Origin of the sequence: Citrobacter sp. Cf087, from assembly GCF_030334285.1 — a bacterium.
Lineage (GTDB): Bacteria > Pseudomonadota > Gammaproteobacteria > Enterobacterales > Enterobacteriaceae > Citrobacter > Citrobacter freundii.
The window spans coordinates 189624-205615 of the sequence record NZ_JAOWED010000028.1; the positions used below are offsets into that span (position 1 = coordinate 189624).

The 15992-nt window shown below is 52.1% G+C and carries 13 protein-coding genes; 5 read left to right on the top strand and 8 right to left on the bottom strand.

From position 1 onward, the window contains the following. Positions 1 to 23 precede the first annotated feature (23 nt). From OGV57_RS09340 to ebgR, 3 genes are all read right to left on the bottom strand, one after another. A complete protein-coding gene (locus OGV57_RS09340) occupies positions 24 to 473 on the bottom strand; it encodes a beta-galactosidase subunit beta (protein WP_003024776.1) in 450 nt (149 codons plus the stop codon). Next, positions 470 to 3562: a beta-galactosidase subunit alpha gene (ebgA, locus tag OGV57_RS09345; RefSeq protein WP_054528809.1), complete on the bottom strand. Its 3093-nt coding sequence runs from the start codon at positions 3560 to 3562 to the stop codon at positions 470 to 472. The genes OGV57_RS09340 and ebgA overlap by 4 nt, the downstream gene beginning before the upstream one ends. 207 nt (positions 3563 to 3769) lie before the next feature. After that, positions 3770 to 4753 (bottom strand): transcriptional regulator EbgR, encoded by a 984-nt coding sequence (gene ebgR / locus OGV57_RS09350; RefSeq protein ID WP_003024771.1) that lies wholly within the window; start codon positions 4751 to 4753, stop codon positions 3770 to 3772. A gap of 209 nt (positions 4754 to 4962) precedes the next feature. Between ebgR and OGV57_RS09355 the strand changes: the two genes are divergently transcribed. Then, the gene (locus OGV57_RS09355) at positions 4963 to 5295 is read left to right on the top strand and encodes a tRNA-binding protein (protein WP_054528808.1); all 333 of its coding nucleotides are present in this window, start codon (positions 4963 to 4965) and stop codon (positions 5293 to 5295) included. Between the two features lie 73 nt (positions 5296 to 5368). Here the strand turns inward: OGV57_RS09355 and ygjG are convergent, their stop codons facing one another. Beyond that, positions 5369 to 6748, bottom strand: coding sequence for a putrescine aminotransferase (ygjG, locus tag OGV57_RS09360; protein WP_168150126.1), 1380 nt, complete (start codon positions 6746 to 6748; stop codon positions 5369 to 5371). A 430-nt stretch (positions 6749 to 7178) separates the two neighbouring features. On the opposite strand from ygjG, the gene OGV57_RS09365 reads away from it, so the two are divergent. Further along, positions 7179 to 8699 (top strand): methyl-accepting chemotaxis protein, encoded by a 1521-nt coding sequence (locus tag OGV57_RS09365; RefSeq protein WP_003024763.1) that lies wholly within the window; start codon positions 7179 to 7181, stop codon positions 8697 to 8699. A 53-nt stretch (positions 8700 to 8752) separates the two neighbouring features. Here the strand turns inward: OGV57_RS09365 and OGV57_RS09370 are convergent, their stop codons facing one another. Further along, positions 8753 to 9430 (bottom strand): PadR family transcriptional regulator, encoded by a 678-nt coding sequence (locus OGV57_RS09370; protein ID WP_161799266.1) that lies wholly within the window; start codon positions 9428 to 9430, stop codon positions 8753 to 8755. A 236-nt stretch (positions 9431 to 9666) separates the two neighbouring features. On the opposite strand from OGV57_RS09370, the gene OGV57_RS09375 reads away from it, so the two are divergent. Then, positions 9667 to 10449 carry a siderophore-interacting protein gene (locus tag OGV57_RS09375; RefSeq protein ID WP_054528806.1) on the top strand — a complete coding sequence of 261 codons (783 nt, stop codon included), beginning with the start codon at positions 9667 to 9669 and terminating at the stop codon, positions 10447 to 10449. Here the strand turns inward: OGV57_RS09375 and OGV57_RS09380 are convergent. After that, on the bottom strand, positions 10446 to 11294 hold the full coding sequence (locus tag OGV57_RS09380) for a helix-turn-helix domain-containing protein (RefSeq protein ID WP_003024755.1): 849 nt from the start codon (positions 11292 to 11294) through the stop codon (positions 10446 to 10448). The genes OGV57_RS09375 and OGV57_RS09380 overlap by 4 nt on opposite strands. Positions 11295 to 11361: 67 nt before the next feature. Here OGV57_RS09380 and cfa point away from each other — a divergent pair, with 67 nt between their 5' ends. Continuing rightward, the gene (gene cfa / locus OGV57_RS09385) at positions 11362 to 12516 is read left to right on the top strand and encodes a cyclopropane fatty acyl phospholipid synthase (RefSeq protein WP_054528805.1); all 1155 of its coding nucleotides are present in this window, start codon (positions 11362 to 11364) and stop codon (positions 12514 to 12516) included. An 89-nt stretch (positions 12517 to 12605) separates the two neighbouring features. On the opposite strand, the gene OGV57_RS09390 is transcribed toward cfa, so the two are convergent. Continuing rightward, complete coding sequence (locus OGV57_RS09390) at positions 12606 to 14264, bottom strand: glycerone kinase (protein WP_054528804.1); 1659 nt, start codon at positions 14262 to 14264, stop codon at positions 12606 to 12608. Between the two features lie 115 nt (positions 14265 to 14379). Further along, a complete protein-coding gene (locus OGV57_RS09395; protein ID WP_157844751.1) occupies positions 14380 to 14637 on the bottom strand; it encodes a hypothetical protein in 258 nt (85 codons plus the stop codon). 189 nt (positions 14638 to 14826) lie between these two features. Between OGV57_RS09395 and OGV57_RS09400 the strand changes: the two genes are divergently transcribed. Then, positions 14827 to 15924: a glycerol dehydrogenase gene (locus tag OGV57_RS09400; protein ID WP_003024745.1), complete on the top strand. Its 1098-nt coding sequence runs from the start codon at positions 14827 to 14829 to the stop codon at positions 15922 to 15924. The last annotated feature ends 68 nt before the right edge of the window (positions 15925 to 15992 follow it).

Genomic DNA, 15992 nt, shown 5'->3' on the forward strand with positions numbered 1-15992 from the left:
AACGTCGGCGCCGCCTGTGTTTTTTATTTATTATGAAAATAACCATCTTCGATGGTGACTTTGAGTACGACTTTCTTCACTACGCTATTACAGATAAAACGATAGGCTTCATGGTTGTCACAAATAACCATTTGTCCTTCGTGCACTTCTACGGTTTTTCCGCAGCCTTTCAAATATTCGCGGTCGGTTTCATCGCGATAATATTCAACCACCTGGAGATCCTCTTTGGCGGCATACTCTATTTTTTGCTGTCCTTGCAGGTAGTAGTGGATCTCAAAATAACGACGATGGCCGGTAAACAGCGCATCGGTTGCAGAGTCCGTCTCTACACGGTAGCTCAGAGAATCACCGATAGAGTGAGCGACGCCTGGCTGAATATTGTCAATATTTTCAATGGCCTCGACGCAGCGTTGCCATTTCCGACCCGAAGCATAGCGTTGCTGGAACTGCTCTAAGTTGTCGATGATCCTCATTTTATATTCTCGCTGTGCATATTCGTGGAAAAGAACCCGGTGCCAAAGGCACGGTTGGCGGTGGTTTGAGCGCCAGACTCACTGCCGGAAATCGGCAACAACGTGAAGCCGTAGCTGAATGACGTAAACCAGACGCGCCAGGAATCAAGTACCTCGCTTCCCCACGAGTTAGAACCTAAGCCCAGTAGCTGATGGTCCAGATTAAGGGTGATGTCATCGCTGTGCTGCAGCTCATTACAGTGCTGTGCGGCAAAGATATTTTCTGGCGTATAGCGCCAGGCGCTCAGGTTGACAGGGCGCTGCGGAATCACTAGCAAACCGTTACCGTGACGATTGGTTAGCGTTGCCCAACGCACGTCCTGACGATTGCCGTTGTTTTGCGGGAACGGATAATTCTCGAACATCTCATCCACGCTGCTGCGCCAAATGTCGATGATATTGGCCTGCTGACTATCGGCATAGTTTTCACCAGGACCACGTCCGTACCAGGCCACCTGTCCCAAATCACCGCTGATGCCCATCGTGAAGCCGATACACGGAATAATGTCCCGGTACTCGCCGTAAGGCTGGCCGGAAAGCTCCACATTCAACTGACCGTCTGCGGCAATCCGCCAGCGATAGGTGCAGCGCATACCGAAATCAAATACCGGCGGGGCGATAATCGTTTGGCTGGTGATGAGCAGCGCATCTTCGGTTTGCTCAAAGGTAAAGTCGCGCAGATGCTCCTGCATTATCTGTATATGATTTGGCTGCCAGAGGCCTTCGAACTCTTGCTTGTGGTTATCTATGGTTGGTTTGAAGAAATTAATCTTCGGCTCGCGGGTAATCAGCTCTTCACCATTGACGTTCCAGCTAATGGGTTTACCGGTCAGCTTTGAGAACGTCAGATGGAAGTTATAACCGCGAACGGTGCAGCTCTGGCGGTTCTCTTCCAGCGTCAAAGGGGTGGCGTTTTGCAGACTGAACGGTACGGCAGTCACCGTTCTGGCCTTCAGCGGGAACTGATAAGTCGCGATGTGATGCCCGGCTTCGCTGTATAACGTGCGGGAATCTTTCGTCACGGTGACGTTGAGGAACGTCTCGCGCGCATCCAGCTCCGGCAACGTGCATTGCAGCAGCGTATCGCTGTTGGGAGGAACGTCGCGCAGTTTTATCTGCTGAGCAGAGAGCGTATCTCCTTCGGCGCGAACCTCAATATGCAAGGTGTAGTCGTCAAGCGTGGTAAACCACAGTTTGTTTTCTACCCGCAGCTCGCCGCGAGCCAGATCCTGCGCGCGCACTTTCACTGGTGCAATTACCTGCTTGTACTCTTGCAGACCCGGGCCTGGGGTTTGATCGGAATAAATCAGGCCATCAAGGCAGAAGTTGTAGTTGTTCGGGTAGTCGCCGTAGTCACCGCCATAGTTGTACCAGACGTTACCGTCTTCATCTTTGGCCTGAATCCCGTGATCGCACCACTCCCAGACATAGTGTCCCTGAATGCAATCATGCTGATAGAAGACGTTCTGATATTCCGTTAGCCCGCCGGGGCCGTTGCCCATTGCGTGAGCATATTCGCAGATGATGCGCGGTTTAGGATGTGGGTATTCACCAAACTCATTCATCAACGGTACGCGGGTGTACATGGTGGAAATGATATCCACCACTTCGGCGTCACGATCTTCTTCGTAGTGGATCAGACGCGTGTCATCCAGCGCTTTTGCCGCGTGGTACATGGCGCGAATATTACAGCCGTAGCCGGATTCATTGCCGAGCGACCAGATGACGATCGACGGGTGGTTTTTCTGCGCGTGGACGTGGCGTACGATGCGCTCAACGTAGACATTTTCCCACAGCGGATCGTCGGTGATCCGGCTGATATCGCCGATATTAGCGAAGCCGTGAGATTCAACGTCGGTTTCGGCCATGACGAACAAACCATAGATATCGCACAATTCATAGAAACGTGGATCGTTCGGGTAATGGGCGGTGCGTACGGAGTTGATGTTGTGCTGCTTCATTAACAGCAGATCTTTTTCCACACGATCCATACCGACCGCGCGACCCTTGAGATGATCGTTATCATGACGGTTGACGCCATGCAGCATGACATAGCGGTTATTGATGTAAAACAGACCGTTGCGAACGTTGATATCGCGGAATCCGACGCGCTGCGGCACAACCTCAAGGATGTTGCCGCTGGCATCTTTCAGGGTCATCACCAGATGATAGAGATACGGCGATTCCGCCGACCACTGCTGTGGTGCGCTGACCTTGAAATTGAACGCGGTGCGGGTGAGTTTATCCACCGTCAGAGCGTTAATCACGCCGCTATGCAGTGTCTGCTCACCGTCAAACAAAGTGTATTCGAGCGATGCCATCGTTGGCGTGGAGGCGATGTTTTCCAGCACGATGTCGCAGGAGAGGGTGGCATCGCGATAGTCATCATCGAAATCGGTACGAACGGTAAAATCCTGGATATGGGTCGCCTGTTTGCCGACCAGATAGACGTCGCGGAAAATTCCCGCCGACCACCACATATCCTGGTCTTCAACGTAGGTGGAATCAGCCCATTGCATGACGCGAACGCACAGCAGGTTGTCACCGGTTTTCACCACCGCGCTGATATCAAACTCGGCCGTCAGGCGACTGCCTTTGCTGAAGCCAACGTACTGACCATTCACGTAAACTTCGAAGTAGGTTTCTACGCCATCAAATTTAATCAGCGTCTGTTTGCCCTGCCAGCCTTCGCTGAGAGAGAAAATACGCTGGTAGGCTCCGGTGGGGTTATTGGTCGGCACGTAGGGGACATCAATCGGGAAAGGAAAACCTTCGTCGGTATACTGCAGCTTGCCGTGCCCTTCCATCTGCCACATACCGGGGACGGTGATGTTGCCCCAGTCGCTCATAAACTGCGATGTAAAGGCTTCCGGCACCTGCAGCGGATGCTCAAAGAACTGGAAATTCCACTGACCGCTCAGCAACTGAAAGAGGCTGCTGGTTTCGCGGGCAAACGAGCGAGCCTGCGCAACGGAGTCGTAAGAGAAAAAATATGCGCGTGGCGCCAGTCGATTTTCGTGGGTGAGCTGAATGTTTTCCCAGCGATTCATAAGGCCTCCCGGTGGAGAAAAATCGGAACCATTCATTTTAATGGTGAGTAAGTGTAATTGATGGTGATTTTAGTAAAAGTTTTACTAAAATATAGCAAGTAAAGTGATTTACTTTAACTGGATCACGAAAATAATTCGGGCGCAGAAAAAAATGCATGACAATGCGCGCCCGGCTTCAGCAGAAACCGGACGGATTAACGGGGGATTTTAGCGGGTGGTGCCGCGCAGTTTCAGCTTGCTGGGAACAAAAACCAGCAGGGGAAGTGCACGTCCGTCGCGGGCTTTCTCAAACAGCAGGTTGACGCCCTGACTGCCCATCATTTCTGAATGGATGCGTACGGTGGAAAGCGGAGGAAAGGTGAAGCGCGCCGTCGGGATATCATTAACGCTAATCAGCGAAATATCCTGCGGAATGTTCAGTCCACGCTCGTGAATGGCGCGCAGAACGCCAATAGCAATCGAGTCAGAAGCCACAAACAGGGCGCTGGGATAGTCGGCTTTCGCCAGCATTTTTTTGGCCAGTTCATAGCCTGATGAACTGGAGAAGCCGCCGCGATAAATATCCTGTTCTGAAACGACCTGCTGCAGGCGACCGTATTCGACAAACGCGGCTTCGCGGATATCAGCCTTGCCAGGCTGATCTTCGCCGCCGATGAAGCCAATGCGGGTCACGCCCTGGGCGATGAAGTAGTCGATGCTCTCTTTACTGATGCGGGCCAGATCGATATCGACAGCGTCATATTCACTGCCGGGTTCATGAAAATCGATAAAGCAGATGTTGTCGGTAAGCGCTGTTGCCGCCTCGCGCAGCGCAGGAGAAGGCTTGCCGACAATAAGAATGCCGGTAATGTTTTTGCTCTCCGGCAACCCACTGTGCTCATAGCAGTTGGTCAGTTCAATCCCCAGCTTCTCGCACTGGGTTTCAATCCCATGGCGGATCGCGAGATAGTAAGGATCGTTGATTTCCAAATCCTGCTGATAGCTGTAGAGCGCCAGAATATGCTGGGGGCCGAGTGCGCTGGTCTGGTTCTTACGGGCGCTGCTGGTTTTGTACTCCAGCTTTTCCGCGATCTCCAGAATGCGATGCTTGGTCTCTTCTTTTACATTCAGCGTGGGGTCATCGTTTAAAACCCGGGACACTGTCGCCAGGGACACGCCAGCTTCGATTGCGATGTCTTTAAGTGTTGCCATGTTTGCCTTTTCCCTGAGTTACCTGCGCATTGTAAATGAAGTGCTTATCTATTCATCTGTTTTCAGTAAAAAAAGCACGTTTAATTGACATGCTCGGGGTAAAACTGGGCTTGCAGAGTGTGATGGATACGTCATTTCCCCGCTTTTGAGAACAATGCCCGGAAAATAGTTTGCTAGTATTTAGTAAAATTTTACCAAAGGAGAAAACAATGGATACTGTCGCATTTGCTGATTTTGCCCGCATGGAAATACGTGTTGGAAAAATCGCACAGGTTAAGCGCCATGACAATGCCGATAAGCTGTATATCGTACAGGTTGATGTGGGAGAGCGAACGCTGCAAACCGTGACCAGCCTGGTGCCTTATTACAGCGAAGAGGAGCTGATGGGGAAAATGGTGGTGGTGCTGTGCAATCTGCAAAAGGCCAAAATGCGCGGTGAAACATCGGAGTGTATGCTGCTGTGCGCTGAGACGGACGATGGCAGCGAAAGCGTGCTGTTAACGCCAGAACGGGTGATGCCTGCAGGCGTGAGGATTGTTTGAATTGAGCTGATGCCGGATGGCGGCTACGCCTTATCCGGCCTACGTTTGCTCACGCAGGCCGGACAGACATCTGTTACATCTGCTCCACGCTCACCCGTAATGCTGCCAGGGCTTTGCGTGTTGATCGCAACACCAGATCGCATTGCTCGATCGTTAACGTTAGCGGCGGTTCGATGCGGATCGTCTTGGCATTGTTGAGCGTCCCGGCGACCAGCACCCGCTGGCGGAACATCTCACTGGCAAAGTTATAGCCGATTTCATTATCGACAAACTCAATCGCCATCAGCATGCCTTTGCCGCGTACATCATGTACCAGGTCCGGGTATTCCCGCGCAAGCTGACGGAAACCATCCAGCAACATATCGCCTTTCTGCTCCGCCTGAGCCGGTAAATTTTGCTCCAGCAGGACGTTAATGGTGGCCAGCGCAGCCGCACAAGCGAGCGGGTTGCCACCAAACGTGGTGGTATGCAGGAAAGGATTGTCGAACAGGACGGAGAACACCTCTTCGGTGGCAATGGTTGCGCCAATGGGCATCACGCCGCCGCCTAACGCTTTGGCAAGACACATAATGTCGGGCTGCACATTTTCGTGCTCACAGGCGAACATCTTGCCGGTACGCCCCATCCCGGTCTGCACTTCGTCAAGGATCATCAGTGCGCCGAACTCATCGCAAAGTTTACGAACAGCGGTTAAATAGCCTTGTGGCGGCAGGATCACCCCCCCTTCGCCCTGGATGGGTTCGAGGATCACGGCTGCGACATCGTCACCGGTCTTTTTACACTCGCTGAGCATGGTGCGCATCGCGTTAACATCGCCAAACGGCACATGACGGAAGCCCGGCAGCAGCGGCATAAAGGGTTTGCGGAAGGTAGATTTAGCCGTGGCGGACAGCGCGCCCAGTGATTTACCGTGGAATGCGCCGCTGGTGGCAATAAACGTAAATTTACCGCGCGGTGATTGATACGCTTTCGCCAGCTTCAGTGCGGCTTCAACCGACTCGGTCCCGCTGTTACAGAAGAAACTGTATTTCAGTTTACCGGGCGCCAGTGCGGCGAGAGTTTTTGCCAGCATGGCCCGCAGAGGGTCAAGTAACTCCTGGCTGTGCAGAGGTTGTTTCGCGAGTTGATTCTGTACGGCGGAAACCACGACTGGATTACGGTGCCCCACGTTGAAAATTCCAAAACCACCCAGGCAATCGACGAACTCCTGCCCTTGGGTGTCGACAAGCGTATTCAGGCTTCCCGCTTGCCACTCTACGGCTCCGTAATCCCCGCCTGCAGTTACAGATTTTCGATACTCTAAGAACCCCGGATTGACATGCTCCTTGAAGTACTCAATCACCTCTCGGTTTAACGATTTCATTTCCTCATGATCAAGCGTGCGCTTTTCGATGAGATTCAGTGCGTGTGCGCTGCAGGCCAGGGCCGATGCGCTGGAAGGTAACCTGTTCAAAATATGCTCCAGGAGCTCGCGTATCACATGATACTGATTTAAGTATTGCAGGGATTGCGCCATTCCGGCGCGCTTAGCAAAAATCGGGATAAACACCAGGAAACATCTTACTTACGCAACATTTAATGCCATTATTTAACATTTGCTGGCATTTTGCCCAAGTCAGGAGCCTGAAAACAGATCGAATAAACGCAAATTTGCTCTAAAAATGGGCAATATTTGCACTGTGACAGTGCGCTGGTAGAAGTAATATTGAATAGTTACTGGATGAAAGTATTTTAAATCAATGGATTAGAATGCGTACAGTTTTTGAGGTTTAATCGCAAATTGCGATCTAAATCAAATTTAACAACTAAAGATAAAAAAATTATCGCCGAAATAACATAAGCCGAAAGAGTTAACAACCAGATAACCTGCACAGGACGCAATCATGTCTTCTCATCCCTACGTTAGTCAGCAAAATACACCGCTGGATGATGATATCACCCTCATGTCGACCACCGATTTGCAAAGCTATATCACCCATGCGAACGACACCTTCGTTCAGGTCAGCGGCTATCAACTGAATGAGTTGCTTGAAAAGCCGCACAATCTGGTTCGTCATCCGGACATGCCAAAAGCGGCGTTTGCGGATATGTGGTACACCCTGAAGCAGGGCGAGCCATGGAGCGGGATTGTGAAAAACCGGCGTAAGAATGGCGATCACTACTGGGTGAGGGCCAATGCGGTGCCGATGGTGCGGGAAGGACGCGTGACCGGGTATATGTCGATTCGTACCCGGGCAACTGACGAGGAAATTGCAGCGGTAGAGCCTTTATATAAAGCGCTGAACGAAGGACGTTGCAACCGGCGTATCCATAAGGGGTTGGTGGTACGCAAAGGCTGGCTGGGTAGACTGCCGGCGATGCCGATTCGCTGGCGGGTACGCAGCGTGATGGCATTCATGTTTGTCCTGCTAGCGGTCGCATTGCAGCAAATGGGTGCTGAATGGCCATTACTGTTGATGAGTGCATTGGTGATGCTTTTAGGAACGGCTATTTTCGAATGGCAGATTGTGCGTCCTATTGAGAATGTCACCCGTCAGGCGCTGAAAGTGGCGACCGGTGAGCGGAACAGCGTGTCGCATCTTAACCGCAGCGATGAACTGGGACTGATGCTGCGAGCAGTGGGCCAACTGGGATTAATGTGTCGCTGGCTTATTCATGATGTCTCCAGCCAGGTGAGTTGCGTGCGCAGCGACAGCGAAACGCTGGCAAAAGGTAGCGATGATTTAAATAAGCATACGCAGCAGACCGTTGAGAACGTGCAGGAAACGGTGACCACCATGAATCAGATGGCGGCATCGGTAAAACAAAACTCAGAGACCGCCGCGGCGGCTGATAAGCTCTCTATTGCCGCCAGCAGCGCGGCAACGCACGGCGGTGAGGCGATGGATACCGTCATCAAAACCATGGACGATATCGCCAACAGCACCCAGCGGATCGGCACCATTACCACGCTGATTAACGATATTGCCTTCCAGACCAACATTCTGGCTTTGAACGCCGCTGTTGAAGCCGCGCGGGCGGGCGAGCAGGGGAAAGGGTTCGCCGTGGTGGCGGGAGAAGTGCGTCATCTTGCCAGCCGCAGCGCCAGTGCGGCCAATGATATCCGCAAGCTGATTGATGCCAGCGCCGACAAAGTGCAGTCCGGATCCGACCAGGTTCACGCCGCAGGACGCACGATGGACGATATTGTGGCGCAGGTGCAAAACGTCACTCAGCTGATCGCCCAAATCAGCCACTCAACGCTGGAACAGTCAGATGGTCTTTCCAGCCTGACCCGCGCGGTGAATGAGCTGAGCAACATTACGCAGAAAAACGCCGAACTGGTTGAAGAGAGTGCGCAGATTTCCGCAATGGTGAAACATCGCGCGGGTCGTCTGGAAGATGCGGTCACGGTGCTGCATTAATACTAATAATACAGGCGGAACGTCGGGCAAACGGGTTCCGCCTGCTGTGCAGATTAATCCAGCTGAGTAATATCCAGCGCAGCGCGATCGATAATACCGATGATTTTTTTGATCTGCGCATCGCTGGTATCACCATGATTAACGCGTAGATCCAGCACGGCTTTGAAGTTTTCCAGCGCGCGTTTCATCTGTGGATTTTTGCGTAATTCAAAACCCACGCAGCGGGCTTTGATCCGTTCGTGGATATGGCCCAGATGTTCACGGTTTTCATCCAGCCATTGCTGGCCCTGAGTCGTGATCGCAATCTGTTTACGCCCACCTTCCTCGTCGCTGACGGTGATTAGTGCCTGATCCTGCAAGAAATCCAGCGTCGGATAGATAACGCCCGGGCTCGGGGTATAGTTACCCTGAGTCAGGGTTTCAATCGCTTTTATCAGCTCATAGCCGTGGCTGGCGTCGCGGGTCAAGATATCCAGAATGACCAGGCGTAATTCTCCGTGACCGAAGAAGCGTTGGCGACGACCACCGCCGCCGCGACCATGGCGGTGCCCGCAGCCGTGCTCGTGGTGGTGATCTTTGTTACAGCCTTCATGGCGATGTTCTTCACCTTTGCAGCAGCCTGCATGGTGCTCGTTGTGGCGGCCTTCGTGGTGATGTCCTTCACCCTTGCAGCAGCCTTCGTGTTGGTGCTCTGTATTTTTGCAGCAACCTTCATGATGGTTTTGCATCATCGTCTCCTGATGTTATTTAGATATATCTAATTTATATCTAAAAACTATTATTTTGCAAGTCTACAAATTATATGTTGTTTAAGTCTGTGATTATTTAGTGTTTTTATTGGTTTTTGATAGCTACTTAATCAGACAGTGACTATATCAAAAAAGTGCTTGCAATCTTCTTGATTAGCAATCATTATCATTTAAAAATGAATTTAGATATATCTTATTATTTTCACGAAGGCGAAAACATGACAAAAAACACCTCACGCTACCCGCAGCGCGTTCGCAATGAACTGCGTTTTAGGGAACTTACCGTCCTGCGCGTAGAGCGTATTAGCGCGGGCTTTCAGCGCATTGTACTGGGCGGTGACGCTCTGGACGGTTTTAGCTCACACGGCTTTGACGACCATACCAAGGTCTTTTTCCCTGAACCGGGCAGCCACTTTGTGCCGCCTGTCGTCACCGATGAAGGCATTGTCTGGGCTGACGGTGTGCGTCCGCTTTCCCGTGACTACACGCCGTTGTATGACGAAGCGCGCCATGAGCTGGCGCTGGATTTCTATATTCATGATGGCGGCGTGGCGAGTACATGGTCGATGAATGCCCGCGAGGGCGACAAGCTGACAATCGGCGGGCCGCGCGGTTCTTTGGTGGTGCCAGAGGATTATGCGTATCAGGTTTATGTGTGCGATGAGTCGGGAATGCCCGCGCTACGCCGACGCCTGGAGTCGCTCAGCCGTTTAGCGGTACGTCCAAACGTCACGGCGCTGGTCAGCGTGCAGGATGCGGCGTACCAGGATTATCTTGCCCATCTCGACGGGTTTACTATTGAGTGGTTTATCGGCCATGACGCGCAGGCGGTGAATGAACGCTTATCGCGACTAACCGTGCCCGCAGATGATTATTACGTCTGGATCACTGGCGAAGGCAAGGTGGTAAAAAACCTGAGTGCTCGCTTTGAAACCGAGGCGTTTGACCCTCAACGGGTGCGTGCGGCAGCCTACTGGCATCAGCATAAAGCGGCAGATTAATAATTAGATGGCGGAACGCCAAACGCCTGGCGGAAGGCATAGCTAAATGCCGCGGTGCTTGAATATCCTACGTCGAGCGCCACGGCGGTCACGCTTTTATTTTTTTTCAGCATTAATACGGATTCCAGAATACGCATTTTTTGCTTCCAGACGCTGAAAGGCAATCCGGTTTCTTTTTTGAAATGGCGTGAAAAGGTACGGGCAGACATACCCAGATGATGCGCCCAGTATTCAACTGAATGCTCCAGGGCGGGGGATTCTTGTATGGTTCGGCATACTTTGGTTAATTCGCGATCCTGCGGCCAGGGTAATACAAAGGCGACTTCCGGGAGTTGCAGAATAATATCGACCAGTACACTAACCAGTTTGCCCTCTTTTGACTGGCTATCATAATGACCTGAAATTGAATTCGTGGCGTAATGAATAAACTCTCTGGCGAAATCACTGATAGCCACTACTTTGCATTCATTGATGCTCTCTTCAAGAAAGCCCGGTTTAATATCCAGATTTTCTAAATACACATCATCCAATGCCCAAACCGCATGCTCAGTATTATTTGGGATCCAGATGCCATAATGCGCCGGGATTATCCAGCACTTACCGGCAACATCAATGCGCATGCTGCCTTTGCGGGCGAAATGAAACTGCATAAAAGAGTGTGAATGCTGCGGTACATGGTGGTTGGCTTCCAGGACATAAGAGCGAAAGAATACGTCCTGCGGCAGTTCGGTCATGGAGTTATCCGGGAAGGAGTTCCACTGTTTTTGCGCCAGAGTTTCCATAAATGAATCGTCAATGCTCCCGATAATGTGTCCGCTGCTCGATAGATCTTGTCCGCGGATCATAATACATACACTCTTTTTTCCATAATAATCTTGCGTAATAATTTTTAGCCCACTTTTGGTAAATACCATGAACTCGCTTTGTTCAGATGCTGTCATCGTCAATGAAACAAATGATAACTGGACCCGAATGGGAAAAGAGCTGCTTTCACAAGCGGATATCAGAATTAATGGCTCACGCGCCTGGGACATTCAACTTCATCATACCGGTTTCTTTAAACGAGTATTGCAGCAAGGCTCATTAGGGCTTGGCGAAAGCTATATGGAAGGCTGGTGGGACTGCGAACGGCTCGATATTCTGTTCTGCAAAATCCTGAAAGCAAAACTCGACCAGCAGATGCCAGGTAATCTGAAAGATATTTTACGCATTGCCAGCGCGCGCCTGTTTAATTTGCAGTCACGTAGCCGTGCATGGATCGTCGGTAAAGAGCATTATGATATTGGTAACGATCTCTTTGCGCTGATGCTTGATCCGCATATGCAATATTCCTGCGGTTACTGGAAAGATGCAACCACATTAAACGATGCGCAAAATGCCAAATTAAAAATGATCTGCGAGAAGCTGCAGCTTAAACCGGGTATGCGTTTACTCGATATCGGTTGTGGCTGGGGCGGGCTGGCGGAATATGCGGCGCGTCATTATGGCGTAGCAGTAGAAGGCGTTACCATTTCCAAAGAGCAGCAGAAAATGGCGCAGCAGCGCTGTGAAGGGTTGGACGTTAACATTCTGCTGCAGGATTATCGCGATCTTAATAAACACTACGATCGCATTGTCTCCGTGGGGATGTTTGAACATGTCGGGCCGAAAAACTACGACACCTATTTCAGTATCGCCGACCGTTGTTTAAAACCAGACGGACTGTTCCTGCTGCATACCATTGGTAGCAATAAAAAAGGGATGAGCGTCGATCCGTGGATCAATAAATACATTTTCCCAAATGGCTGCTTACCGGCGATTTCCCATATTGCCGAGGCCAGCGAATCACGGTTTGTGATGGAAGACTGGCATAACTTCGGCAGCGATTACGATAAAACGCTGATGGCCTGGCATGAGCGCTTTAATCAGGCATGGCCGGAGCTGTCATCATGTTATTCCGCCACCTTCAGAAGAATGTTTAATTACTATTTATGCGCGTGCGCAGGGGCTTTCCGCGCCAGAGATATTGAGCTTTGGCAGGTGCTGTTTAGCCGCGGCGTAGAGGGCGGGATCCGCGTTTATCGTTAACGTCCGCCGGATGTCGGCGTTGCCTTATCAGGCCTACAAAGCTTTGCACTCGTAGGCCTGATAAGCGCAGCGCATCAGGCACTTATGGCTTATCCCAGCTCACTCTCTGCCAGCGCTTTAAACACCATCGCTACGGCGTGCGCGCCGGGGTCCATATTTCCGAGCAGGCTTTCGCTGCTGAGATACGATGCGCGACCGGCATTGGCTTTGCTCGACAAACAGGTTCGTTCGGCTCCCGCTTGCGCGGCGTCGAATGCGGCCTGCAGATTTTGCGGCTGCGTGAGCAGCGAAGTCAGGGCCGGTTGCAGCGCATCAATCATGGTGCGATCGCCTTCGTCTGCGCCGCCGTAGAACTTCATCTGCGCCAGTCCCGTATTCAGGGATTCGGCAACGCTAGCTCCCTGTTCCAGTTTCTGCCCCGCAGCGGTAAAGAAAATAGACATCAGCACACCGCTGGAACCACCCATCACTACGGTCAGACGTTCGCCAATCAGCGCGAACAGCGTGGCAAGGTTATCCAGCGGTAACTGCTGGCGATGCAACAGACTGGCAATTTCACGCGCGCCAGCGGCAAAGGTCGAACCGGTATCGCCATCGCCGACTTTGGCGTCCAGCGCATTAAGATGAGTCTCCTGATCGGAAAGGGTTGTGGTGACTAGTTCCACAATCCCGGCCACCAGGGCGTTCGCCGAAGGCTGGAATTCCACGCGTGCGCTACGCTGAGATGATGGTACACAACTGATTTCACGCGGCGGGACCGGCGTCGGCCAGTTGCTGGTTTCCACCTCGGTGAGTAACGCTTTTTCGATGCTCTCTTCCAGCACGATGGCCGTCAGTGAAAAGCCTTTCATATCCAGCGCGGTGACCAGTGAGGCCGGGCCAATCAGCCAGTCGATACGTGGGTGCAGCGGGCTGCTGGCCAGTTCGCGGGTAATGATGGCCATTTCGGCAACGGAAACGCCGCCAAGATTGTTAACCATCACCGCCAGACGGCCGGTTTCAGGCAGGGCTGCCATCAGTTTATCCACCATCAGGTTCACCACCTGCGCACTGTTCTGGGTGTCGATAACCGATGCGCCTGGTTCGCCGTGAATGCCCATGCCCAGTTCCGCGTGGCCCGGATGATGACGCGGGGCGGCGTCGGCTTCTTGCGGCAGATGACAGCTGGAAAGCGCAACGCCCAGGCTGAAGGTGTTATTGGCCGCGTACTGCGCTTCACGCAGGACGGTGGCGAGGTTGTAGCCGCGTTCGGCAAAATAGCCTGCGATTTTATGCACCAGGATGGTTCCCGCAATGCCGCGTGGGTGTTTGTTATCAGGCAGGGAGATGTCGTCGCCAACAATCAGCATTTCAACGTTGTAACCAAGGCGACGTGCTTTCTCGGCGGCGAGACCGAAATTAAGACGGTCACCGGTGTAATTTTTCACGATCAATAAACAGCCCGCCTCACCGGTTACCGCCTGGATGGCGGTCAGTACCGCATCCACGCTCGGGGAAGCGAAAACGTCGCCGCAAACCGCAGCGGTTAGCATACCTTTACCGATAAACCCAACGTGCGCGGGTTCGTGCCCTGAACCACCGCCGGAAATTACCGCCACGTTATTTTTGTTGAGGTCACGACGGACCACGATGCGAATGGCCGGATCGCTTTCCAGACGCGCCAGGTTATTCCACGGGCTGGCGATAATCGTACCGTCGATGACGTCGCTCACGAGATGGGTGCGTTGATTAAAAAAGAATTGAGACATAACGGCTCCTTGAGGTTGAGTGTAAGACAAACCCCCGGAAGCATGGTCATGGTACGGAGGCGATAGAGAGATTCTGGCGAAGTCAGCGCGGAAAAAAACAACGTTAAAATGAGTTTCATTCCGGAACGTTGTCATTGTTTTTTGTTCCATAATGAAACTGAAAAGAACGAGGAACGATCACAATGCGAGCTCGCTCGACTTTTTTCTCTCGCGATAAATGCAGCTGATACGGCACTGTCGGCTTTTTTTTTGCCGGTTTTTTGGCAAGTGAGTGGGTAAAAAAGAAAGTGAGATTCGTCTGTGCCGGAGATTTGGTGGCAAATGAGCGGATCGGGATCGCAAACCTTATCATTTTTGTGGATAAGCGTTCCAATATGGAACGTACTCCGTTTTTATCTGTTTCATATCAGAACAAAAAGACGAAAGATTTTTTTGTGCACGCCTCGCCATACAGTTATTGCATCGCTCCGGTACCTCCCGTTTTCGCCGTCTGCATCAGGCCAAACAGGTTAACGCCAGGGCTCACCATGTAAAAACATGTACTTATTTGAGGATGAAAGGAATGCTAAAAGTTATTCAATCTCCAGCCAAATATCTCCAGGGTCCTGACGCTTCCACCTTGTTTGGTCAATACGCTAAAAATCTGGCGGACAGCTTTTTTGTGATTGCGGATGACTTCGTGATGAAGCTGGCGGGAGAGAAAGTACTCAACGGCCTGCACAGCCACGACATTAGCTGCCATGCGGAACGCTTTAACGGTGAATGTAGCCATGTTGAAATTAATCGACTGATTGCCATTCTGAAACAGCACGGCTGTCGCGGCGTGGTTGGGATTGGCGGCGGGAAAACGCTGGATACCGCCAAAGCGATTGGTTACTACCAGAAGCTGCCGGTGGTGGTGATCCCGACTATCGCGTCTACCGATGCGCCAACCAGCGCGCTGTCCGTTATCTATACCGAAGCCGGTGAGTTTGAAGAGTATCTGATCTACCCGAAAAACCCGGATATGGTGGTGATGGACACTGCGATCATTGCCAAAGCGCCGGTACGTCTGCTGGTGGCCGGGATGGGCGATGCGCTCTCGACCTGGTTTGAAGCGAAAGCCTGTTATGACGCCAGAGCGACCAGCATGGCGGGCGGACAGTCCACCGTGGCGGCGCTGAGCCTGGCGCGCTTGTGCTATGATACCCTGCTGGCGGAAGGCGAGAAGGCACGCTTTGCTGCGCAGGCTGGCGTGGTGACCGATGCGCTGGAGCGTATTGTCGAAGCTAACACTTACCTCAGCGGCATCGGCTTTGAAAGCAGCGGTCTTGCAGGGGCGCATGCGATCCACAACGGCTTTACGATTCTGGAAGAGTGCCACCATTTGTACCACGGTGAAAAAGTCGCCTTTGGTACGCTGGCGCAACTGGTGCTGCAAAACAGCCCGATGGAAGAGATCGAAACCGTGCTGAATTTCTGTCAGAAAGTAGGCCTGCCGGTAACGTTAGCGGAAATGGGCGTGAAAGAAGACGTTGACGGCAAGATCATGGCCGTGGCGAAAGCGACCTGCGCAGAAGGTGAAACCATCCACAATATGCCGTTCCCGGTAACGCCTGAAAGCGTACATGCCGCTATCTTGACGGCAGATCTGCTGGGGCAGCAGTGGTTGGCGCGTTAATCAGTCGTCGGTAGGTTGTTATCCAGCATCTTCTCCCCCTCTGACAGTTTCTGCCGGAGGGGTTGTCT